The sequence below is a fragment of the Rhizobium sp. BK456 genome (assembly GCF_014194045.1).
Classification (GTDB): Bacteria; Pseudomonadota; Alphaproteobacteria; order Rhizobiales; family Rhizobiaceae; genus Rhizobium; species Rhizobium redzepovicii.
In genome coordinates, this window is the sequence record NZ_JACIAO010000011.1 from 1 (window position 1) to 20,449 (window position 20,449).

21 protein-coding genes are annotated in these 20,449 nt (G+C 60.4%); 15 read left to right on the top strand and 6 right to left on the bottom strand.

All coding sequences use genetic code 11. From position 1 onward, the window contains the following. The coding region (locus FHX03_RS26225; RefSeq protein WP_183781039.1) for a porin at positions 1-321 on the top strand (321 nt) is incomplete at its 5' end. Positions 322-525: 204 nt separating this feature from the next. Here the strand turns inward: FHX03_RS26225 and FHX03_RS26230 are convergent. Together FHX03_RS26230 and FHX03_RS26235 are read right to left on the bottom strand one after the other, a co-directional pair. Further along, positions 526-1,422, bottom strand: a complete 897-nt coding sequence (locus FHX03_RS26230; RefSeq protein WP_097626837.1) for an alpha/beta fold hydrolase — start codon at positions 1,420-1,422, stop codon at positions 526-528. 64 nt (positions 1,423-1,486) lie between these two features. Continuing rightward, a complete protein-coding gene (locus FHX03_RS26235) occupies positions 1,487-3,562 on the bottom strand; it encodes a lytic transglycosylase domain-containing protein (RefSeq protein ID WP_097626839.1) in 2,076 nt (691 codons plus the stop codon). A 211-nt stretch (positions 3,563-3,773) separates the two neighbouring features. Between FHX03_RS26235 and dapA the strand changes: the two genes are divergently transcribed. Together dapA and smpB are read left to right on the top strand one after the other, a co-directional pair. After that, the gene (gene dapA / locus FHX03_RS26240) at positions 3,774-4,658 is read left to right on the top strand and encodes a 4-hydroxy-tetrahydrodipicolinate synthase (protein WP_097626841.1); all 885 of its coding nucleotides are present in this window, start codon (positions 3,774-3,776) and stop codon (positions 4,656-4,658) included. 96 nt (positions 4,659-4,754) lie between these two features. Further along, positions 4,755-5,234, top strand: a complete 480-nt coding sequence (smpB, locus tag FHX03_RS26245) for an SsrA-binding protein SmpB (protein ID WP_012557117.1) — start codon at positions 4,755-4,757, stop codon at positions 5,232-5,234. Between the two features lie 44 nt (positions 5,235-5,278). Here smpB and FHX03_RS26250 read toward each other — a convergent pair whose 3' ends face one another. Next, complete coding sequence (locus tag FHX03_RS26250; protein ID WP_097626843.1) at positions 5,279-5,866, bottom strand: NYN domain-containing protein; 588 nt, start codon at positions 5,864-5,866, stop codon at positions 5,279-5,281. A 297-nt stretch (positions 5,867-6,163) separates the two neighbouring features. Between FHX03_RS26250 and rpoZ the strand changes: the two genes are divergently transcribed. The 12 genes from rpoZ to FHX03_RS26310 all read left to right on the top strand — a co-directional run bounded on the left by rpoZ (position 6,164) and on the right by FHX03_RS26310 (position 16,510). Continuing rightward, on the top strand, positions 6,164-6,568 hold the full coding sequence (gene rpoZ, locus FHX03_RS26255; RefSeq protein WP_003574261.1) for a DNA-directed RNA polymerase subunit omega: 405 nt from the start codon (positions 6,164-6,166) through the stop codon (positions 6,566-6,568). Between the two features lie 187 nt (positions 6,569-6,755). Further along, positions 6,756-8,990 (top strand): RelA/SpoT family protein, encoded by a 2,235-nt coding sequence (locus tag FHX03_RS26260; protein WP_097626845.1) that lies wholly within the window; start codon positions 6,756-6,758, stop codon positions 8,988-8,990. Positions 8,991-9,183: 193 nt separating this feature from the next. Further along, positions 9,184-9,333 carry a DUF3563 family protein gene (locus FHX03_RS26265; protein ID WP_003587595.1) on the top strand — a complete coding sequence of 50 codons (150 nt, stop codon included), beginning with the start codon at positions 9,184-9,186 and terminating at the stop codon, positions 9,331-9,333. A gap of 158 nt (positions 9,334-9,491) precedes the next feature. Further along, the gene (locus FHX03_RS26270) at positions 9,492-10,082 is read left to right on the top strand and encodes a DUF2062 domain-containing protein (protein ID WP_097626847.1); all 591 of its coding nucleotides are present in this window, start codon (positions 9,492-9,494) and stop codon (positions 10,080-10,082) included. A 38-nt stretch (positions 10,083-10,120) separates the two neighbouring features. Further along, the gene (gene acpS / locus FHX03_RS26275; protein WP_183856211.1) at positions 10,121-10,525 is read left to right on the top strand and encodes a holo-ACP synthase; all 405 of its coding nucleotides are present in this window, start codon (positions 10,121-10,123) and stop codon (positions 10,523-10,525) included. 135 nt (positions 10,526-10,660) lie between these two features. Then, on the top strand, positions 10,661-11,404 hold the full coding sequence (gene lepB, locus FHX03_RS26280) for a signal peptidase I (protein ID WP_003587590.1): 744 nt from the start codon (positions 10,661-10,663) through the stop codon (positions 11,402-11,404). Beyond that, positions 11,401-12,120, top strand: coding sequence for a ribonuclease III (gene rnc, locus FHX03_RS26285; RefSeq protein ID WP_097626851.1), 720 nt, complete (start codon positions 11,401-11,403; stop codon positions 12,118-12,120). Before lepB ends, rnc begins: the two co-directional genes overlap by 4 nt. Before the next feature lie 7 nt (positions 12,121-12,127). Then, positions 12,128-13,069, top strand: coding sequence for a GTPase Era (gene era / locus FHX03_RS26290; protein ID WP_097626853.1), 942 nt, complete (start codon positions 12,128-12,130; stop codon positions 13,067-13,069). Positions 13,070-13,220: 151 nt separating this feature from the next. Then, positions 13,221-13,973: a Crp/Fnr family transcriptional regulator gene (locus tag FHX03_RS26295; protein ID WP_003587587.1), complete on the top strand. Its 753-nt coding sequence runs from the start codon at positions 13,221-13,223 to the stop codon at positions 13,971-13,973. A gap of 100 nt (positions 13,974-14,073) precedes the next feature. After that, the gene (locus tag FHX03_RS26300; protein ID WP_183856213.1) at positions 14,074-14,559 is read left to right on the top strand and encodes a hypothetical protein; all 486 of its coding nucleotides are present in this window, start codon (positions 14,074-14,076) and stop codon (positions 14,557-14,559) included. 84 nt (positions 14,560-14,643) lie between these two features. Then, on the top strand, positions 14,644-15,414 hold the full coding sequence (recO, locus tag FHX03_RS26305; protein WP_097626859.1) for a DNA repair protein RecO: 771 nt from the start codon (positions 14,644-14,646) through the stop codon (positions 15,412-15,414). 100 nt (positions 15,415-15,514) lie between these two features. Next, a complete protein-coding gene (locus FHX03_RS26310; protein WP_183856215.1) occupies positions 15,515-16,510 on the top strand; it encodes an aldo/keto reductase in 996 nt (331 codons plus the stop codon). A gap of 101 nt (positions 16,511-16,611) precedes the next feature. Here FHX03_RS26310 and FHX03_RS26315 read toward each other — a convergent pair whose 3' ends face one another. The 3 genes from FHX03_RS26315 to FHX03_RS26325 all read right to left on the bottom strand — a co-directional run bounded on the left by FHX03_RS26315 (position 16,612) and on the right by FHX03_RS26325 (position 20,174). Next, the gene (locus tag FHX03_RS26315; protein WP_183856217.1) at positions 16,612-17,469 is read right to left on the bottom strand and encodes an MOSC domain-containing protein; all 858 of its coding nucleotides are present in this window, start codon (positions 17,467-17,469) and stop codon (positions 16,612-16,614) included. Between the two features lie 9 nt (positions 17,470-17,478). Next, positions 17,479-18,123 carry an HD domain-containing protein gene (locus tag FHX03_RS26320; RefSeq protein ID WP_097626865.1) on the bottom strand — a complete coding sequence of 215 codons (645 nt, stop codon included), beginning with the start codon at positions 18,121-18,123 and terminating at the stop codon, positions 17,479-17,481. Positions 18,124-18,278: 155 nt separating this feature from the next. Continuing rightward, positions 18,279-20,174, bottom strand: a complete 1,896-nt coding sequence (locus FHX03_RS26325; RefSeq protein WP_183856219.1) for a putative bifunctional diguanylate cyclase/phosphodiesterase — start codon at positions 20,172-20,174, stop codon at positions 18,279-18,281. Positions 20,175-20,449 lie beyond the last annotated feature (275 nt).

The window sequence follows — 20,449 nt, forward strand, 5'->3', positions numbered from 1 at the left end:
ATCGGTCCCGGTACGCTCGGCCTCGCTGCCGTATACTCTTCCGGCCCGAACTCCTACTACTCCGCAGCTGAATGGGCTGTCGCTGCCGAATACGCTATCAAGGCAACCGACAAGCTCAAGATCACTCCTGGCGTCCAGTACTACGGTGACTACTACGTTGCTGGCGACGACTTCAGCGATGGCGATGCCTGGAAGGTCGGTCTGACGGTTGATTACCAGATCGTCGACAACTTCTACGCCAAGGCTTCGGTTCAGTACCTCGATCCGGAAGATGCAGACGACTCCACTTCGGGCTACTTCCGCCTGCAGCGTTCGTTCTAATCTGATCTGACTTCGGTCAATCAGGAAAGCCCGGCTCTCTGAGCCGGGCTTTTTGCTTTGGGTCGAACGCACCTGTTGCCCGCCGCCCGGCTTCGATGAGGCCGATGTATGCCGCTCAGACGCGTGTCGCGGTTCCAAGACAACGACATGCATCAAAACAACGCGCGAAAGCGCGTCGTTTGAATCAAATTAATGCGGCGGGCTTTATCGGCAGGAGGCGAGAAAAGCTCGAATAGCCGTGGGGATATCGCCGTGATGCAGGAGGGGGGCATGGCCTTGCCCTTCTGCAGCATGCAGGATCAAACTCGGATGCCGGCGGGCCATTTCATCGGCCGTCTCCTTTGAGAGCAGAGACGTGTTTTCGCCGCGGATCAGCATCAGCGGAAATCGGCACAGGCTGTCGAATTGCGCCCAGAGATCAGGCAGTGGCTGGCTGAGATCGACCGATTTTAGTGCCTCCGCGATCGCTGGATCGAAGTCGGCGACCGGTCTTCCGCCGACGTCGCGATAAAGAGCAAGCGCCATCTCGCGCCAGTCTTCCTCTTCAAGCGCCGTAAACGACGCGCCATGATTTTCCTTCACGATATCGGCCGCCGCGTGCCAGTCTTCAGGCCTTCTGCCGCTGTTTAGATAGTCGCGGATCCGCGCCAGCCCCTCGGCCTCAACCACGGGGCCGATATCGTTGAGGATGACGGCTTCGAGAAGATCCGGCCGTGTCGCTGCAATCAGATGCAGGATCAGCCCGCCTCGCGACGTGCCGATGAAGATCGCCCGCTCGACGCCGAGGGTCGCGCAGGCGGTGACGATGTCGCCGGCCTCTATAGCGAGATTGTAGTTCGCCTTGTTCTCATCCAACGCCGACTTTCCCCGTCCGCGCGAATCGAGCGCGATGACCCGGCGCGGTGCTGTCATGTCCCGGGAGAGAAGCAGCGCAAGCGGGTGAAAATCCCGCGTATTGCGGGTCAGGCCGGGCAGGCAGATGACTGGCAGCCGCCCCCCGCTTGCCGTTTCGCCCGGCTGATAGTCGCGGGCATAAAGCGTCAGCCCGTCGGAAGAGGTGTAAAATCGTTCCTGGAAACCGCCCGCATCCGTATCCGGCATCGCATCCCTCGAGAGTTGTTGATCCCGAAGATGTAGCCTGCTTTTCGAGCCGCGCCAAACAGCGTCAGGAGGCGCTGCGTCCGCCGATGAGGTCACGCTCGATATCGGTCGACTGGCCGAGGCGGGCCTTATAGACCTCGTAATTCTCCATCACCCGCTGGACGTAGTTCCTCGTTTCGGGGAAGGGGATGCGCTCGATCCAGTCGACGATCTCGTCGATCGATTTGCCGCGCGGATCGCCGTAGCGGCCGATCCATTCCGGTACCCGCTTGGGCCCGGCATTATAGGCGATGAAGGTGAGGATATAGGAGCCGCCAAAGGCGTCGATCTGCTCGCCCAGATAATGCGCGCCGAGTGTGGCGTTATAACCGGCGTCGGCCGTCAGCTTGTCTTTCGAATAGGCGATGTTGTGGCGCTTGGCCACCGCCTGGGCCGTTCCCGGTAGAAGCTGCAGCAGGCCGCGTGCGTTCGCCGCCGAAACGGCGGCCGGGTTGAAGGCGCTTTCCTGCCGGGCGATGGCATAGGCGAGTGCCTTGCCGGAGCCTGAAATATTGGCATTCGCCGGGATGACGCCGACCGGAAAAGCGAGCGCTGCGACATCGATGCCGCGTCCATAGGCGATCTTGCCGATCTGCAGCGACAGATGATGATCGCCGGATTGCTCGGCCTGTGCCGCAAGCACGGCCAGTTCACCGGGGCTCTGCAGTTGGTCGGCGAGCGCGAGATAGAGAATGTCGGCCCGCCATCCATGGCCTGCGGCTTCCAGCCGGGCGATTGCCTGGACGGCTTCGCGTGCCTGGAAGTTTTGCCGGTCGGCCGTGCTCGGCGACGGATAGGTAACGTTCAGCGTCTTTCGCCCCAACCGTTCTGCTGCGAGCTGGCCATAGAAGGTGCCGGGAAACGTTGCAGCCTTCGCATAGAATTCACTGGATTTACCAGGGCCGCCGGCCTCCGCCGCTCGTCCCAGCCAATACCATGCGCGTGAAACCGAGATCGGTCCGTTCGATGTCTGCAGGATTTTGCGGAAGTGTTTTTCCGCCGTTGCCGGATCCTGCAGACCGCGCAGCGCGTACCACCCGGCATGGAATTCAGCCTCGACGATATCCGTCGGGCTGGTTGCGGCGTAGTTTGCGACGATGCGATAAGCGGGCTTGAATTGTCCCTGGTCGACGAGGCCACGGCTGACGATGCGCTGCTCGTTCCACCACTCGCCGGAATTGACGAGCTCGCTGCGCTCGGGCGGCATCTGTTCCAGCAGTGCCGCTGCCTCGGCATATTTGTCCTGCTTGCGCAGATATTCGATCCGCGCAAACAGCAGCCCGGCATCGCTGCGCCATCTCGCATCGACGGCGTTAAGCAGCGCGCCGGCGTTGCCGGCTTTTGCGTCGACAGCGGACCATGCCTTGTAGAGCGACTGCGCCTCGCCCATGTCGCCGAAGCGCTTGGCCTGCGCCACCCGGCCGCGATACATCAGATAGTCCATGCGTGCCTTATGGTCGGCCGGCGTCAACAGCGCGGAAAATTCGATGAGGATCTTGTCCTCGGTCGCCTTGTCGAGAGCCTCACCGCGCCAGACTTTGCGGATATATTTAGCCGCCTGCGCCTGTTTGCCTGTTGCAACCAGCGCCCGTCCGAGGATGACGGCGCCCTGCATCGTCTCAGGCGCGGTATCGCCGAAGGCGGCCAGCACGGCTGATGGGGCGGGGTTTTCGTCATAGAGCGCGCGTTCGGAATAGGCACGCAGCCGCGACAGGCCCGGCCAACTCTTGAGCTCCTGCGCAGCACTGGCGATTTCATAGGAGGGAACGCCCTTCAGTCCGGAAACGGCGATCGCCCAGGTGAGGATATGGCGATCGAGCGCACCGTCTCGCATATTGTCGCGGATCGACAGCGCCAGCAGCGGGTCCTTGTCGGAAAGTGCGTCGAGGCCGGCTTTCAGGTCGCCGTTGACGGGTGCGACGGCCAGATTGCGCGGAATAGCGCCTGTTGTGATCGATTCCGGCATGGCTGTCTCGGGGATGAAGCCGAGCGGCTTGACAGCGGGCATGGCCGTGCTCTCGCCGGCAAGCGGCGACGCTACGCTGCTCCACGCAGCGGCAATAAAGCCGAAGGCGGACAGAATCATGACAGCTTTCTTCATCCGGGATCTCGCAACGAAAACACGCCCTGCCATTTGGCTAGAGGCATCTTAACGAAACCTTACCGTACCAGGTAAAATTCATTCACATCTGCTATCGGAATTTGCCCTAACCGAACTCTACGCGCTTGTCGCGATGATTTCGGCGCTCTATGGTGCGCAAAATATTCATGGAATGCGGCCGAAGCAAGGATTTGGTCGTGAGGAGCTTTGCATGTTCAATGGGTCCATTCCCGCCCTCGTCACCCCCTTCACCGATGCCGGATTGATCGACGAAGACAGTTTCGCCGCGCACGTCGACTGGCAGATCAAGGAGGGCAGCAGCGGTCTCGTTCCTGTCGGCACGACGGGCGAATCCCCGACGCTGTCGCATGCCGAGCACAAACGGGTGGTGGAACTGTGCATCGAAGTTGCCGCAAAGCGCGTTCCCGTCATGGCCGGCGCCGGCTCGAACAACACAGGTGAGGCGATCGAGCTTGCCCAGCATGCCGAAAAGGTCGGCGCCGACGCTGTTCTGGTCGTCACGCCTTATTACAACAAGCCGACGCAAAAGGGTTTGATCGCGCATTTTTCGGCGATTGCCGAGGCCGTCGATCTGCCGATCTATATCTACAATATCCCCGGCCGCTCGGTGGTCGACATGACGCCGGAAACGATGGGTGCGCTTGCCAAGGCGCATGGCAATATCGTCGGCGTCAAGGATGCGACGGGCAAGATCGAGCGCGTTTCCGAACAGCGCATCACCTGCGGCAAGGATTTCCGGCAATTGTCCGGCGAGGACGCGACGGCGCTCGGCTTCAACGCCCATGGCGGCGTCGGCTGTATTTCGGTCACGGCCAATGTCGCTCCGCGCCTCTGCGCCGATTTCCAGGCGGCGACGCTGAAAGGCGACTATGCCGGCGCGCTGGAATATCAGGATCGGCTGATGCCGCTGCACAAGGCGATCTTCCTCGAACCCGGTCTCTGCGGCGCCAAATACGGGCTCTCGCGGCTTGGTCGGATGAGCCGCAACGTCCGCTCGCCGCTGCTGTCGACGCTGGAGCCGGCAACGGAAGCGGCGATCGATGCGGCGCTACGCCATGCCGGGCTGCTGAACTGAGCAGACCGGCCGTCTTCACAAGGCCGGGTCGTTCCCCTACATAGAGGGCAAGCAATGAGGGCGCGGCTTTTCCCGCGCCTCGAAGGGAATATTGTCATGGCCCCCAAAGGCAGCCAGCGCGTGGTGAACAAGGTCGTGGCGGAAAACCGCAAGGCCCGCTTCAACTACGAGATCATCGATACCTACGAGGCCGGCCTCGTGCTGATGGGCACGGAGGTCAAGTCGCTGCGTGAGGGAAAGGCCAATATCGCCGAATCCTATGCGTCGGACGAGGGCGGCGAGATCTGGCTGATCAACTCCTATCTGCCGGAATATCTGCAGGCGAACCGCTTCAATCACGAGCCGCGCCGGCGCCGCAAGCTGCTGCTATCGGGCCGTGAGATTCACCGCCTGCGCTCTGCCGTCAACCGCGAGGGCATGACGCTGATTCCGTTGAAGATCTATTTCAACGACCGCGGCCGGGCGAAGATGGAACTGGCGCTCGCCAAGGGTAAGAAATTGCACGACAAGCGCGAGTCCGAGAAGGAGCGCGATTGGAACCGGCAGAAGAGTCGCCTGCTGAAGGATAATGGCTAAGCTCGACGCTTGGGATTGCCGTTTCGCACGGCAATCCTCCCGGCTCACTCCTCGAAATCGCTGGGCGGGGCGGCGACGACTTCGACCTGGCGTGGCGCCCGATCCGCGGGATCACGACCGATTTCAGCCTTCAAAGACAAGAGATCGATGAAGTGGTCGGCCTGACGGCGCAGGTCGTCGGCGATCATCGGCGGCTGCGTAGCCATTGTCGAGATCACCGAGACCTTGCGGCCTCTGCGCTGTAGCGCCTCGACCAGGTTGGTGAAGTCGCCGTCGCCCGAGAAGATGACGAGATGATCGACTGTTTCGGACTGTTCCATGGCGTCGATTGCAAGCTCGATGTCCATGTTGCCCTTGATTTTTCGGCGGCCCATGGAATCCGTAAATTCCTTCGCGGGCTTGGTGACGACTTTATAGCCGTTATAGTCGAGCCAATCGATCAGCGGCCGGATCGAGGAATATTCCTGATCTTCGATCAGAGCGGTATAATAGTAGGCCCGCAGGAGATAGCCGCGTTTCTGAAATGCTTTCAAGAGCTTGCGGTAATCTATGTCGAAACCGAGGCTCTTGGATGCAGCGTAGAGGTTGGCGCCGTCAATGAAGAGTGCAATTTTTTCGCGTGGGTCAAACATCGCTTACCAATCCAATGAGAGCAATCGAAATCCGGGGGACCAAAATCCAATAAAATCAATGATTTGTGTTTTGATTTTTGCTCTGATCCATACTTTAACAATTATTCATATATGAAAGACTTAGGGCACGATTCGGCATATTCCAAGCAACCCAAGGTGGAATTGAGGCATTCTCCATGGAAATTTAGTTCAGCCACTTATAAAGACGAGGGCAGCCGGAATGAAAAACTTGTAATTGCCCGGTTTTAATTGTATCGGGCGTGCTAATCCCGAAATGACGACCGTAAAGGACAGGCAATGGCCCGTGTCACAGTTGAAGATTGCATCGACAAGGTGGAGAACCGCTTCGAGCTGGTTCTGCTCGCCAGCCACCGCGCCCGGCTGATTTCCCAAGGCGCCTCGATCACCATCGATCGCGACAACGACAAGAACCCGGTCGTCGCCCTGCGCGAAATCGCCGACGAGACGCTTTCGCCCGATGACCTCAAGGAAGATCTGATCCATTCGCTGCAGAAGCATGTCGAAGTCGACGAGCCCGAGCCAGATCCGGCCAGCATGATCGCCGCCGGCGGTGTCGCCGCAGCCGACAGCGAAGAGCAGGACGATCTTCCTGAGACGATCACTTTCGACCAGATGTCGGAAGAAGAGCTGCTTGCCGGCATCGAAGGCCTTGTGCCGCCCGAAAAGAGCGACGACTACTAAGCACGCAGACTGATCTCCGACCGTATGTGATCCAGGTCGCAGCCGAACCGGAAAAGTTTCATGCGATGCGAAAGAGCGATGATTACCAATCGTCAATCTTGCGCCTTTATTGCTTAGGCATATTATTGCCCATGTGTGCGCCAATCGTTGATTGGCGCGCTTTTATTTTTACCGGAGTGGCTTTGGAATGATGCGGCAGTACGAGCTCGTGGAGCGGGTTCAGCAATACAAGCCCGATGCCAATGAAGCGCTGCTGAACAAAGCCTATGTCTACGCCATGCAGAAGCACGGCCAGCAAAAGCGCGCGAGCGGCGATCCCTATATTTCCCATCCGCTCGAAGTCGCCGCCATCCTCACCGACATGCACCTCGATGAATCGACGATCGCCGTCGCGCTGCTGCACGATACGATCGAGGATACGACGGCGACCCGCGCCGAGATCGACGAACTCTTCGGCGAGGATATCGGCCGCCTGGTCGAGGGCCTGACCAAGATCAAGAAACTCGATCTCGTCACCAAGAAGGCCAAGCAGGCGGAAAACCTGCGCAAGCTGCTGCTGGCCATATCAGACGATGTGCGCGTGCTGCTGGTCAAGCTTGCCGACCGCCTGCACAATATGCGCACCCTCGATCATATGTCGGCCGACAAGCGGGCCCGCATCTCCGAGGAGACGATGGAAATCTATGCGCCGCTCGCCGGCCGCATGGGCATGCAGGATATGCGCGAGGAGCTCGAAGAGCTCTCCTTCCTGCATATGAACCCGGAAGCCTACGACACCGTCACCAAAAGGCTGGAAGAGCTTTCCAAGCGCAATGAAGGCATCGTCAAGAAGATCGAGGCGGAACTTCGCGACCTGCTCGTCGCCAGCGGCCTGACGAGCGCCTATGTCAAGGGCCGGCAGAAAAAGCCTTATTCGGTCTTCCGCAAGATGCAGTCGAAATCGCTTTCCTTCGAGCAGCTTTCCGATGTGTACGGTTTTCGGCTCATCGTCGAAGATATCCCGTCCTGTTACCGGGCGCTCGGCATTGTCCACACCCGCTGGCGCGTCGTGCCCGGGCGCTTCAAGGATTATATCTCGACGCCGAAGCAGAACGATTACCGCTCGCTGCACACCACGATCGTCGGTCCTTCCAGCCAGCGCATCGAACTGCAGATCCGCACCAAGCGCATGCATGAAATCGCCGAATTCGGCATCGCCGCCCACACGCTTTACAAAGACGGCGCCACCAATGCCGACGGCGACATCCTGTCGCGTGAATCCAATGCCTATTCCTGGCTGCGCCATACGATCGAGGCGCTGGCCGAGGGCGACAGTCCGGAAGAATTCCTCGAGCACACCAAGCTCGAACTCTTCCAGGACCAGGTCTTTTGCTTCACGCCGAAGGGCAAGCTGATTGCCCTGCCGCGCGGCGCCACCCCGATCGATTTCGCCTATGCAGTGCACACCAATATCGGCGATACCACGGTGGGCGCCAAGATCAACGGCCGCATCATGCCGCTGGTGACGCGGCTTGCCAACGGTGACGAGGTCGAGATCATCCGCTCCGGCGTGCAGGTTCCGCCCGCCGCCTGGGAAGAGATCGTCGTCACCGGCAAGGCGCGCGCCGCCATCCGCCGCGCCACCCGCATGGCGATCCGCAAGCAATATGCCGGCCTCGGCCACCGCATTCTCGAGCGCACCTTCGACAGGGCCGGCAAGATCTTCTCACGCGAGGCGATGAAGCCGGCGCTGCATCGTCTCGGCCAGAAGGATGTCGAGGATGCGATCGCCGCCGTCGGCCGCGGCGAGATGTCCTCGCTCGACGTGCTGCGCGCCGTCTATCCCGACCATCAGGATGAGCGCGTCACGGTAAAACCCTCGGGCGACGACGGCTGGTTCAACGTCCGCAGCGCGGCCGGCATGATCTTCAAGATCCCCGGCAAGACTAAGCCCGGGCTCGACGGCGGCCATTCGGACATCGACACCGACGCCGATATCGGGCCGATCCGCGGCCTGTCCGGCAATGTCGACGTCAAGTTCGCGTCGACAGGCGCGGTTCCCGGCGATCGCATCGTCGGCATCATGGACCAGAGCAAGGGCATCACCATCTACCCGATCCAGTCGCCGAGCCTGCAGCGCTTCGACGATCAGCCTGACCGTTGGATCGACGTCCGTTGGGATCTCGACGAAGCCAACAAGTCGCGTTTCATGGCGCGCATCATGGTGAACGGCCTGAATGAGCCCGGCACTCTGGCCAAGGTCGCCCAGACGGTTGCCGGCCTCGACGTCAATATCCGCTTGCTGAATACGGTGCGGGTCGCGGCGGATTTCACCGAAATGATGCTTGAGGTCGAGGTCTGGGATCTGCGTCAGCTCAATCAGCTGCTCGCCCAGATGAAGGAACTGGATTGCATTGCCACGGTCCGACGGCTCTACGAGTAAGTTTTTGTTAAGGTCGCAGGAATTTAAGCGCAGAATTGCACATTTTATGATCGTTTTGTGGTGAGGGTGGTACGCCAAAAAGGCAAGCAATGCATTGCGCGCATGGCTGTCTCCATGTTGCGGCTGTAGTAATTAGCCCAGGCCGAGCCTATCTTCTGGTCATCGAAACGCAAACAGAAGATGAGACAAGACAATGTTTGATCCTATCAGGAAAATCGCTCGCGCCCTCCGCGCTCCGACCACGCAGGAACGTGAAATGGCATATCTCAACGGCTCGTTCGATCGTATTGATCTCGAGTTTCGCCAGCGCCAGGTCGACCGCGGTCTGTTCCGCACACGTTGATACTGAACTTTCTACTTGAGACGAGTGAGGGACGTTATGCATAACGGACGCCCCTCGGCATGACAAAGCTCTTCTCTGCTGCGAGGACTGAGCTGTTTTTTCGGCGGTATCATTCGCCGCTCTTGTCATGGTCATGTGCGCTGCACTAAATACCGGCCATGTTGTTTCGCCGTCGCAAGCCCGCGGGATTCAAGGAAAAGATGCGAGAGCTTCTATGGCCCCGCAAAGGTTTCCTTCGCCCGCTCCGTTACCTCACAATGCGCATCCTGCGCCTGAGCGCTTCGCCGCATGCGGTTGCGGCTGGCGTCGCTGCCGGTGTCTTCGTGTCGTGGACGCCGTTTATCGGTGTGCATTTCGTCATGGCCTTCGTCATCACCTATTTTCTCTCCGGCAGTATGGTGGCCGCGGCGCTGGGTTGCGCGGCCTTCGGCAACCCGCTGACCTATCCGTTCATCTGGGGCATCACCTGGGAGATCGGACATCTGCTGCTGAGCCGTGAGGATCATATGGCTGGTCAGGCGGTGGATCTGGCCGCCCTCTTTCACAGGCTGAACTTCACCGAATTGTGGAGGCCGGTGCTGGAGCCGATGCTCGTCGGCGCCATTCCGCCGGGGATCGTCACCTCCGTTGCGCTCTATGCGCTGACATTCTACACCGTGAGGGGTTTTCAGACGCGCCGCCACACACGGCTGCTGGAGCGGGCGCGCCTGCGTCTGGCCGGCCCGGCCGGCGACATGCCGAGCGTATGAACCTGATCAAGAACTCTTAAGCGACGGAAGGTTCCGGCATGATCATCGGCATTGGCAGCGATCTGATCGACATTCGCCGCGTCGAGAAATCCATCGAGCGCTTCGGCGAGCGCTTCACCAATCGCTGCTTCACCGAGATCGAGCGCGCCCGTTCCGACCGCCGGACAAATCGCGGCGCCTCCTATGCCAAGCGTTTCGCGGCCAAGGAGGCTTGTTCCAAGGCGCTCGGCACCGGCATAGCCCAAGGCGTCTTCTGGAAGGATATGGGCGTCGTCAACCTGCCGAGCGGCAAGCCGACCATGGTTTTGTCGGGCGCTGCCGCCGTGATCCTCGAATCGATGCTGCCTGCGGGCCACAGGCCCGCCATTCATTTGACAATAACGGATGATTATCCCTTGGCACAGGCCTTCGTGATTATCGAGGCATTGCCCGAGAACCTCTGATCGCGACCTCGGGAGCTGTCGATCGCGACCTCTCGTCGCTTTTGACGTTGTCACCATTGCCGCAACCGGCCGAAGTCGCTAGAGAGAACGTCAGAAGAATTGCGCCGCCGCGGCGTCTTGAAGGAATAAGACTGCGTGTCCGAAAAAGTCGAAGCCAAGCCGAACGCCCTCTGGGAAAATATCAAAGTCATCATCCAGGCGCTGATTTTGGCGATGGTGATCCGTACGGTGCTATTCCAGCCCTTTACAATTCCGTCCGGTTCGATGATGCCGACACTGCTCGTCGGCGACTACATCTTCGTCAATAAGTTCGCTTACGGCTATTCGAAATATTCGCTGCCCTTCTCGCCTGATATTTTCAGCGGCCGCCTGTTCGGCGCCGATCCGAAGCGCGGCGATATCGTCGTATTCCGCTTCCCGCCGAACCCCGAGATCGATTACATCAAGCGCTGCATCGGCCTGCCGGGCGACCATATCCAGGTCACCGACGGAGTGCTCTACGTTAACGGCAAACCCGTTCCGAAGGTAGCGGACGGTACCTTCACGTCGGATTACAAGCTCGATCCGGGCGCGGATGTGCCGGTGTTCCGCGAAACGCTCGACAATGGCAAGACTTACGACACGCTCGATCAGTCTCCCGTGTCGCGCGGCGATAACACCCGCGAATTCATCGTGCCGGAAGGCCATTATTTCATGATGGGCGACAACCGCGACAACTCGCTCGACAGCCGCTTCGACGTCGGCTTCGTGCCTGCGGAAAATCTTGTCGGCCGCGCCAGCGTCATCTTCTTCTCGCTCGGCAACGATACCTCCTTCCGCGAAATCTGGAAGTGGCCGACGAACATGCGCTGGGATCGCCTCTTCAAGGTTGTTGAATGAGCAAGGCGCAGACGCTTTCTGCGGCAGACCGCGCAAAGCTTGAAGGCCTGATCGGTCACGACTTCACCGAAAAGGAACGCCTGGACCGGGCGCTGACCCATGCGAGCGCCCGCACCGAGAAGGGCGGCAACTACGAACGGCTGGAATTCCTCGGCGACAGGGTTCTCGGGCTCTGCATCGCCGAGCTTTTGTTCCGCACCTTCGGCACGGCGGGGGAAGGCGAGCTCTCGGTTCGTTTGAACCAGCTGGTCAGCGCCGAAACCTGTGCTGCGGTCGCCGACGAACTCAATCTTCATCTTTATATCCGCACCGGCGCCGACGTGAAGAAATTGACCGGCAAGCGGATGATGAACGTGCGCGCCGACGTGGTCGAAAGCCTGATCGCCGCGATCTATCTCGACGGCGGCCTCGAAGTTGCCCGCCGCTTCATCCTGCGCTACTGGCAGGGCAGGGCGGTCAGGGCCGATGGCGCCAAGCGCGACGCCAAGACTGAGCTGCAGGAATGGTCGCACGCGAAATTCGGCGTCACACCAAACTACCGGGTTGATGAACGCAGCGGACCGGATCATGATCCGCGCTTCAAGGTGACGGTGGAAGTTGCTGGCATAAAGCCGGAAACCGGCGTAGAGCGGTCGAAGCGTGCCGCCGAACAGGTTGCGGCGACGAAGATGCTTGAGCGCGAAGGCATTTGGCAGCAATCGCCTGCCGGAAACTGACGGGACAATGACACAAGAAGAAGATATCGCGGCCGAAGCTACCGCAGAAACCAGTGGTCCGACGCATTCGGGCTTTGTCGCGCTGATCGGGCCGACCAATGCCGGCAAGTCGACACTGGTGAACCGCCTGGTCGGCGCCAAGGTCTCGATCGTCAGCCATAAGGTCCAGACGACACGTGCCATCGTTCGCGGCATCGCGATCCACGACAACGCCCAGATCGTCTTCATGGATACACCCGGTATCTTCAAGCCGCGCCGCCGGCTCGACCGCGCCATGGTGACCTCGGCCTGGGGCGGCGCGAGGGATGCCGATCTGATCGTGCTGCTGATCGACAGCGAGCGCGGCCTGCGCGGCGATGCCGAAGCCATTCTCGAAGGCCTCAAGGAAGTCCGGCAGCCGAAGATCCTGCTGCTCAACAAGATCGACCGCGTCAACCGCGAGGATCTGCTGGCCCTCGCGGCCGCTGCCAATGAAAAGATCGCCTTCGATCGCACCTTCATGATATCGGCCGAAAACGGGTCCGGCTGCGACGATGTCATGGATTATCTGGCTGCGACGCTGCCGGAGGGGCCGTGGTATTATCCCGAAGACCAGATTTCAGATCTGCCGATGCGCCAGCTCGCCGCCGAGATCACCCGCGAGAAGCTGTTCCTGCGGTTGCACCAGGAGCTTCCCTACGCCTCGCATGTCGAAACGGAGAAGTGGGAAGAGCGCAAGGATGGCTCGGTACGTATCGAGCAGGTGATCTATCTTGAGCGCGACAGCCAGAAGAAGATCGCGCTCGGCAAGGGTGGTGAAACTATCAAGGCGATCTCGACGGCTTCCCGCAAGGAATTGTCGGAGATCCTCGAGCAGCCGGTCCACCTCTTCCTGTTCGTCAAGGTTCGCGAGAATTGGGGTGATGATCCCGAACGGTTCCGCGAAATGGGTCTCGATTTCCCGAAATAAGGGATGGCAAGAATTTGCTTATTCGGCTGCCAGCCCTTTGTTTCCAAATAAAAAAACCGCATCGCTCACGGAACAAATCGGTAACTTGTGCATTCATTCATGAACGGCGCGCCAAAGGCGGCGTGCCGGTTTTGCGACGGCAGGGGCGGGCATGGTGACGTCGAGATCGATCAATTCCTTCAAGACTCCTTGCCAGCAATGTCCTTTGCGGCCCCTGCCGCATTTCCGGGAATTCAGCCGCGACGAACTGGAATTCGTTTCCAATTTCAAGAGAGGTGAACTTGCCGTCGATGCCGGCTCCACCATCCTCGTCGAGGGTGCGCACAGCGCCCATCTTTTCACCGTGCTTGCCGGTTGGGGCTTTCGCTACAAGATGCTGGAGGATGGGCGCCGCCAGATACTGAATTATATCATGCCGGGCGATCTGATCGGCCTGCAGGGAACGATCGCCGGCGAGATGCAGCATTCCGTCGAAGCGCTTTCACCGGTTTCTCTCTGCGTCTTCGAGCGCGACAGGCTGATGACGCTCTATAACAAACACCCCTCGCTTGCCTTCGACATCACCTGGATCGCGGCGCGCGAGGAGCGAATCTTGGATGAACACCTGCTCAGCATCGGCCGTCGCACGGCGTTGGAAAGAGCAGCCTATCTGATCGCTTTCCTGTTTGAGCGCGGTCGGAAGCTTAATCTCTTCAATGGCCGCCAATTCATCCCCATCACCCAGCAACACATTGCCGATACGCTCGGCCTTTCCATTGTCCACACCAACAAGACCTTGAAAAAGCTCGGTGAACGTGGGTTGATCCGCTGGCAGGAGCGCGGCTGCGAGGTTCTGAACGGCGAGGAACTGATGGCGATTGCTGGCTGGGAAGGGCTCGGAGAGAGCAAACGTCCCTTCATCTAGCCCCGGCCTTATGTCTTTTTTAAATGCGCATTAGCATCAGGGAAAATAAGCTCGGGCGTCGTCTTTCCTCCGATTTGATTCTTATCGACCGGGCAGAAAAATGGTTCATTCAGAAATGGTGGCGGAATTCACCGACAGCGTGCCATGCGGGGCACCGGAGGGCATTGATGTTGGCGAAACAGCCGGGGCGCTGCGACTGCCGCCCGACGGAGGGCGGGCAATCATGAGCGCAATCCGTGTTCTGGTTCTTGAAGACAGCCTGATTATCGCGATGGAGGCGGAGGACATTTTGCGCCTGGCCAGCGTCGAGAATATCGATATCGTCGGCAGTGTGGAGCAGGCGAGGGCTGCCATCACTGCGGAGACCTATGATTTCGCGCTTCTCGACGTCAATCTCGGCGAGGGCATGAGCTTCGGATTTGCTCGTCATCTTCTCGATCTCGGCATTCCCTTCGGCTTTGTCAGCGGTTATTCCGATACCGGCGATTTCCCGCCGGACTTGCAGCACATTCCGCTTCTGGTGAAGCCTTTCGACGAAACGGCGATGCGTCAATTCCTGCTGAGGTTATTCCCCGCCGTCGCCTGACGCGGTCCAGGACGGCAGCTAGGCCTTTTCCATTTTCGGCATCATGCTCTAGGATGGATTCGTCAGCCGCAAGGACTTCTTTCGATGCAGTGGCAGGATCAGGCGATCATCCTGGGCGTCAAGCGCCACGGCGAGACGAGTGTCATCGCCGAGGTGATGACGCGCGATCGCGGCCGCCATCTTGGCCTGGTGCGCTCCGGCCGGTCGCGCGCCATGCAGCCGGTGCTGCAGGCCGGCAATGCCGTGGAGGTTATCTGGCGCGCCAGGTTGGACGAACATCTCGGCGAATTCCGCGTCGAACCGGTGACGTTGCGCGCCGCCCGCCTGATGGAAACGGCGACCGCCGTCTACGGCGTTCAGGCGATGGGCGCGCTGCTGCGGCTGCTGCCGGAGCGTGATCCGCATCCGCATCTCTTCGAAGCGCTGGAGGTCATCCTCGATCACCTGCACAACCCGGCCGATGCCGGCGAGCTCTTCGTGCGTTTCGAACTGGCGGTGCTGAACGATCTCGGCTTCGGCCTCGATCTCGCCGAATGCGCCGCGACCGGCGCCCGTTCCGATCTCGTCTATGTCTCGCCCAAATCCGGCCGCGCCGTCAGCCGCAGCGCCGGTGCCCCCTGGGCTGACAAGATGCTGCTCCTGCCACCGTTTCTCGGTATCGAAGGCAATCGTGCGGCCGACTTCGATAGTCTCACGGCCGCGTTCCGTCTGACCGGGTTCTTTTTGCATCGCCACGTCTATGAACCACGCGGCATCGAAGCCGCAGCAGCCCGCGACGGCTTCGTTCAGGCGGCGCTCAAGGCGCTCAATCCAGCCTTGCGGACGCTTTCCGGTCCGAATGATATTTCCGCCTGACTTCGGTTTTTTACCGGTGCAAAACATCCTCCGGATTTGGCGGTTTACCCGCATGGGAGCCCTTCCTATGTCTGGAGGACTGCCAGCCAAGGAGGATCCCATGCTGACCAAGACCGCAACACCGACGACGATCAAGCTCTGGAACGGCCGCGAAATTCCGCGTCTCGGCATGGGATGCTGGGCGATCGGCGGCCCCTTCTTTGCCGGTGACACGCCGCTCGGCTGGGGCGAGGTCGACGACGATGAATCCGTCGAAGCGATCCGCCGCGCCATCGAACTCGGCATCTGCTTCTTCGATACAGCCTCGAATTACGGCGCCGGCCATTCCGAAGAAGTGCTCGGCCGGGCGATCGGCAATCGCGACGATATTGTCGTCGCCACCAAGTTCGGCTTCGCCACCGACCCGCAAACCAAGCAGGCAACTGGCGCCTTCGCCGATGAGGCCTTCATCCGCCGTTCGGTCGAGACCTCGCTGCGCAGCCTCAGGCGCGACCGCCTCGATCTCCTGCAATTCCACATCAATGATTTTCCGTTGGAACAATCCGATGCCGTCTTCGACGTGCTGGAGGCGCTGCGCGCCGAAGGCAAGATCGGCGCATTCGGCTGGAGCACCGATTCTCCCGATCGCGCCGCCCGCCATGCCGGCCGCCAGGGCTATGTCTCGGTGCAGCATACGATGAACGTCTTTGAGCCGGTGCCGGAGATGATCGCGGTGATCGAAAGGCAGGGGCTGATCTCTATTAATCGTGGTCCGTTGGCCATGGGGCTCCTGACCGGCAAGTTTACCGCCGACAAGGCAGTGGGCGCCAAGGATGTACGCGGCGCGGCCCTCGACTGGATGGTCTACTTCAAGGACGGGCGCATGGCCCCGGAATTCGCCGCAAGGCTCGACGCCGTCCGCGATCTCCTGACCTCGGGTGGCCGCACGCTGACGCAAGGGGCGCTCGCCTGGCTCTGGGCAAAATCGCCGCGCACACTGCCTATTCCAGGCTTCCGCACGTTCGCCCAGGTGGAGGAAAATGTCGGGGCGCTGGAAAAGGGACCGCTGCCGGCGGATATCATGGCGGCGATCGACGCCGCACTCGGGCATCAGTGAGAGGCGGCGACAATCCCCCACGCTTCCTCGTTCCTGTGACGAGCACAGGAATGGGGGAGAACGTTGCAGCGCGTGCGGAAGAAAGCCTTCCGCAATTCGACCTACCGCCGTGCACGAACCTTCAACGCCCAGCCCTCAGGCCTTTCCTCGACGACGCGCACGGTGTCACCGATCGTGATCCTGCCGTTGGCGCGCGGGGTGACGTTCCAGCCGAAGAGCGGGCCGGGCACACGCCGGTCGGCCGACATGCGGATGCGGCCCATTGATGGCATCGGGTTGGGTACCTCGCGTGAACCGGTCAACTGGTCCTGCGTCGTCATGATGCAGCGCGAGCAGGGTTTGACGAGATCGAAGCGGATGCCGGCAATCTCGATCGCCGCCCAGCGGTCCTCCGGCCAGGCCTCGTCGATATCGATGACGATGTTCGGACGGAAACGTTCCATGCCAACGCTGCCTTCGCCATGGGCCGCGAGGTCGGCGTTCAACGCTTTCAGCGAGCCGGTTGTCGTCACCAGGATCTGATAGCCGTCGGCAAAGGTTACGGGCGTACCTTCACCGGCCCATTCGGCATTCGCCGTGCGCCTTGCCTGGCCGTCGAAGAAGACCAGCCGCACCTCGCGGCCGAGCCATTCGGAAAGCAACCGGTTGCTTTCGGGATCGGCAACGGCGGCACTGACGGTCGATTTCCACACGCTCACATCCATGCGGCTTTCAGGCCGAGGCGGCGGCACCGATATGTCCTGCCTTCCCTGCATCAGCAGCCGAAAAGCGCCGGGCTCCGGCCGGACCTCGATGCGCGCAAGGTCCGGCAATTCGCGCTGGGTGATGAAGTGTCCGTTGGGATCAGTGATCATTGCCCGCCGGTCGCCGGGAAGCCCATAGGCGTCGATGTCGGTCGAAGGCAGGGCAATGCCGCGGGCACTTTTGAGGGGATAGATGAAGAGGTCGCTGATACGCATGCCGTTCTCCTAGATCTCGTCCATGAATGCCTGGAGAAAGTCGCGCAGGCTTTTGTCGCGCGCGGCCGCCAACCTGCGGCCGGTCTCGGTCTGGAACCCGTCCGCCAGTTTGAACAGCTTCGTCCGGAAATGGTCAATGGCATACCGCTTGTCGTCGAGCGGGCGATCCGCTGCCGCCGGGTCGAACGGATCGTAGAGCCCGGATCCCAGTCGCCCGGCAATATAGAAGCAGCGTGCGGCGCCGACCATGCCGATCGCATCCAGCCGATCGGCATCCTGCAAGATCTTTGCCTCCAGCGTCTGCGGCGCCACCCCGGCCGAGAAACTATGCGCGGTGATGGCGTGAGCCGCAGCGTCGATATCCGCCTGATTCCAGCCGAGTTCTGCCAAGATCGCCGAAGCCTTCTGCGCCGCCAAAGCCGATGCCTGTGCCCGCAGCGGCGAATTCTTCTCTACGGCAACGCAGTCGTGTAGCAGCACGGAGGCGGCAAGAATTCGCCCGTCGCCGCCTTCGCTAGCATGGATGCGCATGGCGTTCCGGAAGACGCGCAGGATATGGGCAAGATCGTGCGAGCCGTCGTCGCCATCGGCCGCATGGGCGATCAGCGCCGCGGCGAGCGTTTCATGAGGAGAGAAGGCTTCGGCCTCGACCATTGCGCCACCTGTTTATGAGGAGGATTGTCTTCCGTCGATAGAGCATCGGAGCGGAAGCGGATTCGGGATCTCGGTCGAAGAACGCGACAACGAAGGCTCGGGGACCGTTGCCGATTATGTAGCCGCTTGCCGTGCGAGTCGCAATTGAAGCTGGCTCAGTGGCTCGGCAGAGGTGTCGCGCCGCCGTTTCTCGGCAGGGAAAGAAGATGGGGCACGTCAAGCGCGGGTCTCGGCCGGCTGATGTGATAGCCCTGGATCTCGTCGCATTCCTCGCATTCGAGCAGCGCCAGCTGCTCGGCCGTCTCGACGCCTTCGACGGTGACGCGCATGCCGAGCGCGTCACCGAGCAGAATGATCGCGTGCATGATCGCATGTGCTTCCTTGTTGTCGACGATGTCGTTGACGAAGGATTTGTCGATCTTGATCTTGTCGAAGGGGAAGCTTGAGAGATAGCTCAGCGAGGAGTAGCCGGTGCCGAAATCGTCCATAGAGATGCGGATGCCGCGCTCCTTCAGCGCATGCAGGATCGGCAGCACTTCGCCGAGATTTTCCATCAGCACGCTTTCGGTGATTTCGAGCTCGAGCCGCAGCGGCGACAATGAGGCGGTCGCCAGCGCTTCGCCGACATCCCTGGTCAGGTCGCTGCTGCTGAACTGCGTCGCCGAAACGTTGACGGCGACTTTGATGTCTTCAGGCCATTCTGCCGCATCGCTGCAGGCCCGGCGCAAAACCCAGCGGCCGATATCGACGATGAGGCCGACCTCTTCGGCGAACGGAATGAAATCTATCGGCGCAACACGGCCGCGGATCGGATGGTTCCAGCGGATCAGCGCCTCGAAGCCGCAGATGCGCCGCTGCGAAAGGTCGTAGAGCGGCTGGTAATGCAGCTCGAATTCTTCCTTCTCGATGGCTGCTCTGAGGTCCGCCTCCAGCGCGTGGCGCAGTTGCATCTGCGCTTCCATCTCGCCGGCGAAGAAACGCTCGCGCTTGCGCCCGTCCGATTTGGCATGCGACAGCGCCACGCCGGCATGTTTCAGCAGGATATCGGTTTCATCGCCATCCCCCGGGGCGACTGCGATCCCCATCGAGACGCTGAGCTCCATCTGTTTTTCGCCGTGCAGGAATGGCTCGGAAAGCTCGCGGCGGATCTGCTCGGCCAGCGCCGTCACGTTCCACGGCTGCTGTCTGCCCGTCTGCAGGATGGCGAATTCGTCCGAACCCAGCCGCGCCAGGGTGTTTTCCGAACCGGCCGATGCCCGGATGCGCGCGGCGACCTGCTGCAGGATCGTGTCGCCGGCGGACACGCCCATCAAGTTGTTGATCGATTTGAACCGGTCGAGGTTGAGGTGAATGAGGGCGATCTGCTCGTCCGGTTTGCGCTCTGCGAGTGCCGCATCGACCTGCTGGCGGAAATGGATGCGGTTCGGAAGACCGGTCAGCGGATCGTGGTGGGCGAGATAGGTGATGCGCTCAGCCGCCTTTCGATCCTCGGTAATATCGGCATGAATGGCGATGTTGCTGCCGTCGGCAAGGATAGTCACCATGCTCTGGATGACGCGGCCATCGTCCATCAGCCATTCGCGCCGACGAATACCGCTGCTTTTTACGGCTGCGGAGGAATGTCGCCCGGCTCGCCGGCCGGGCTTGGCGCTGGCGCCTTCCGCACCGCGCATTTTGTCGATGAGATCGGCGATTGTCACGCCTGGAGTGACATCGGCCTGCGTCAGGCCGAAAAGCTGACTGAAGCGAATGTTGGAAAGTGTCAGCCGCTGATCTGCGTCGAAGACGCTGAGACCGAGTGGCAGGTTGTTGAGGATGATTTCGAAGAGCCTCTGCTGTCCGTCGAATGCCTGACTGAGGGCTGACATATTGCCTCTCAGCGCATGGTTGTCCCTTAGCAGCGTTTCCGCGCTTCTTTCGATCTCGTCATAGTCGCTTTCGTGGACACGATAGGTCGCGATGACAAGCTCCATAAGACGCTGTGCATCCACCGATCCATCGGCGGTGACGGCCTGGCTGCATTGCTGCCAGAAGAGTGCCTCAGCTTTCATGGCGAGGCCTCTGCAGGGCGGGCGCGACGGCCATGGCCGTCATTTGATGGACGTACATCATCGCGTTGAAAACTCTTCCAAAAGTGGCCATTAAATTGATTTCTCATAAACTAAACGTCCAGGTGGTATCTAGTGTCGCTCATTCTGGACGGGCGGGATTAATATTCGGTTGCAGTGCAGCAGCGGCTTCGCGTCGTTAGGCATTTGTTTTATATGTGAAAAATCGCTGAAATACCGCAAAGCCTCTTCGCTTGGCGCAGGCGGATGCTCAGCCT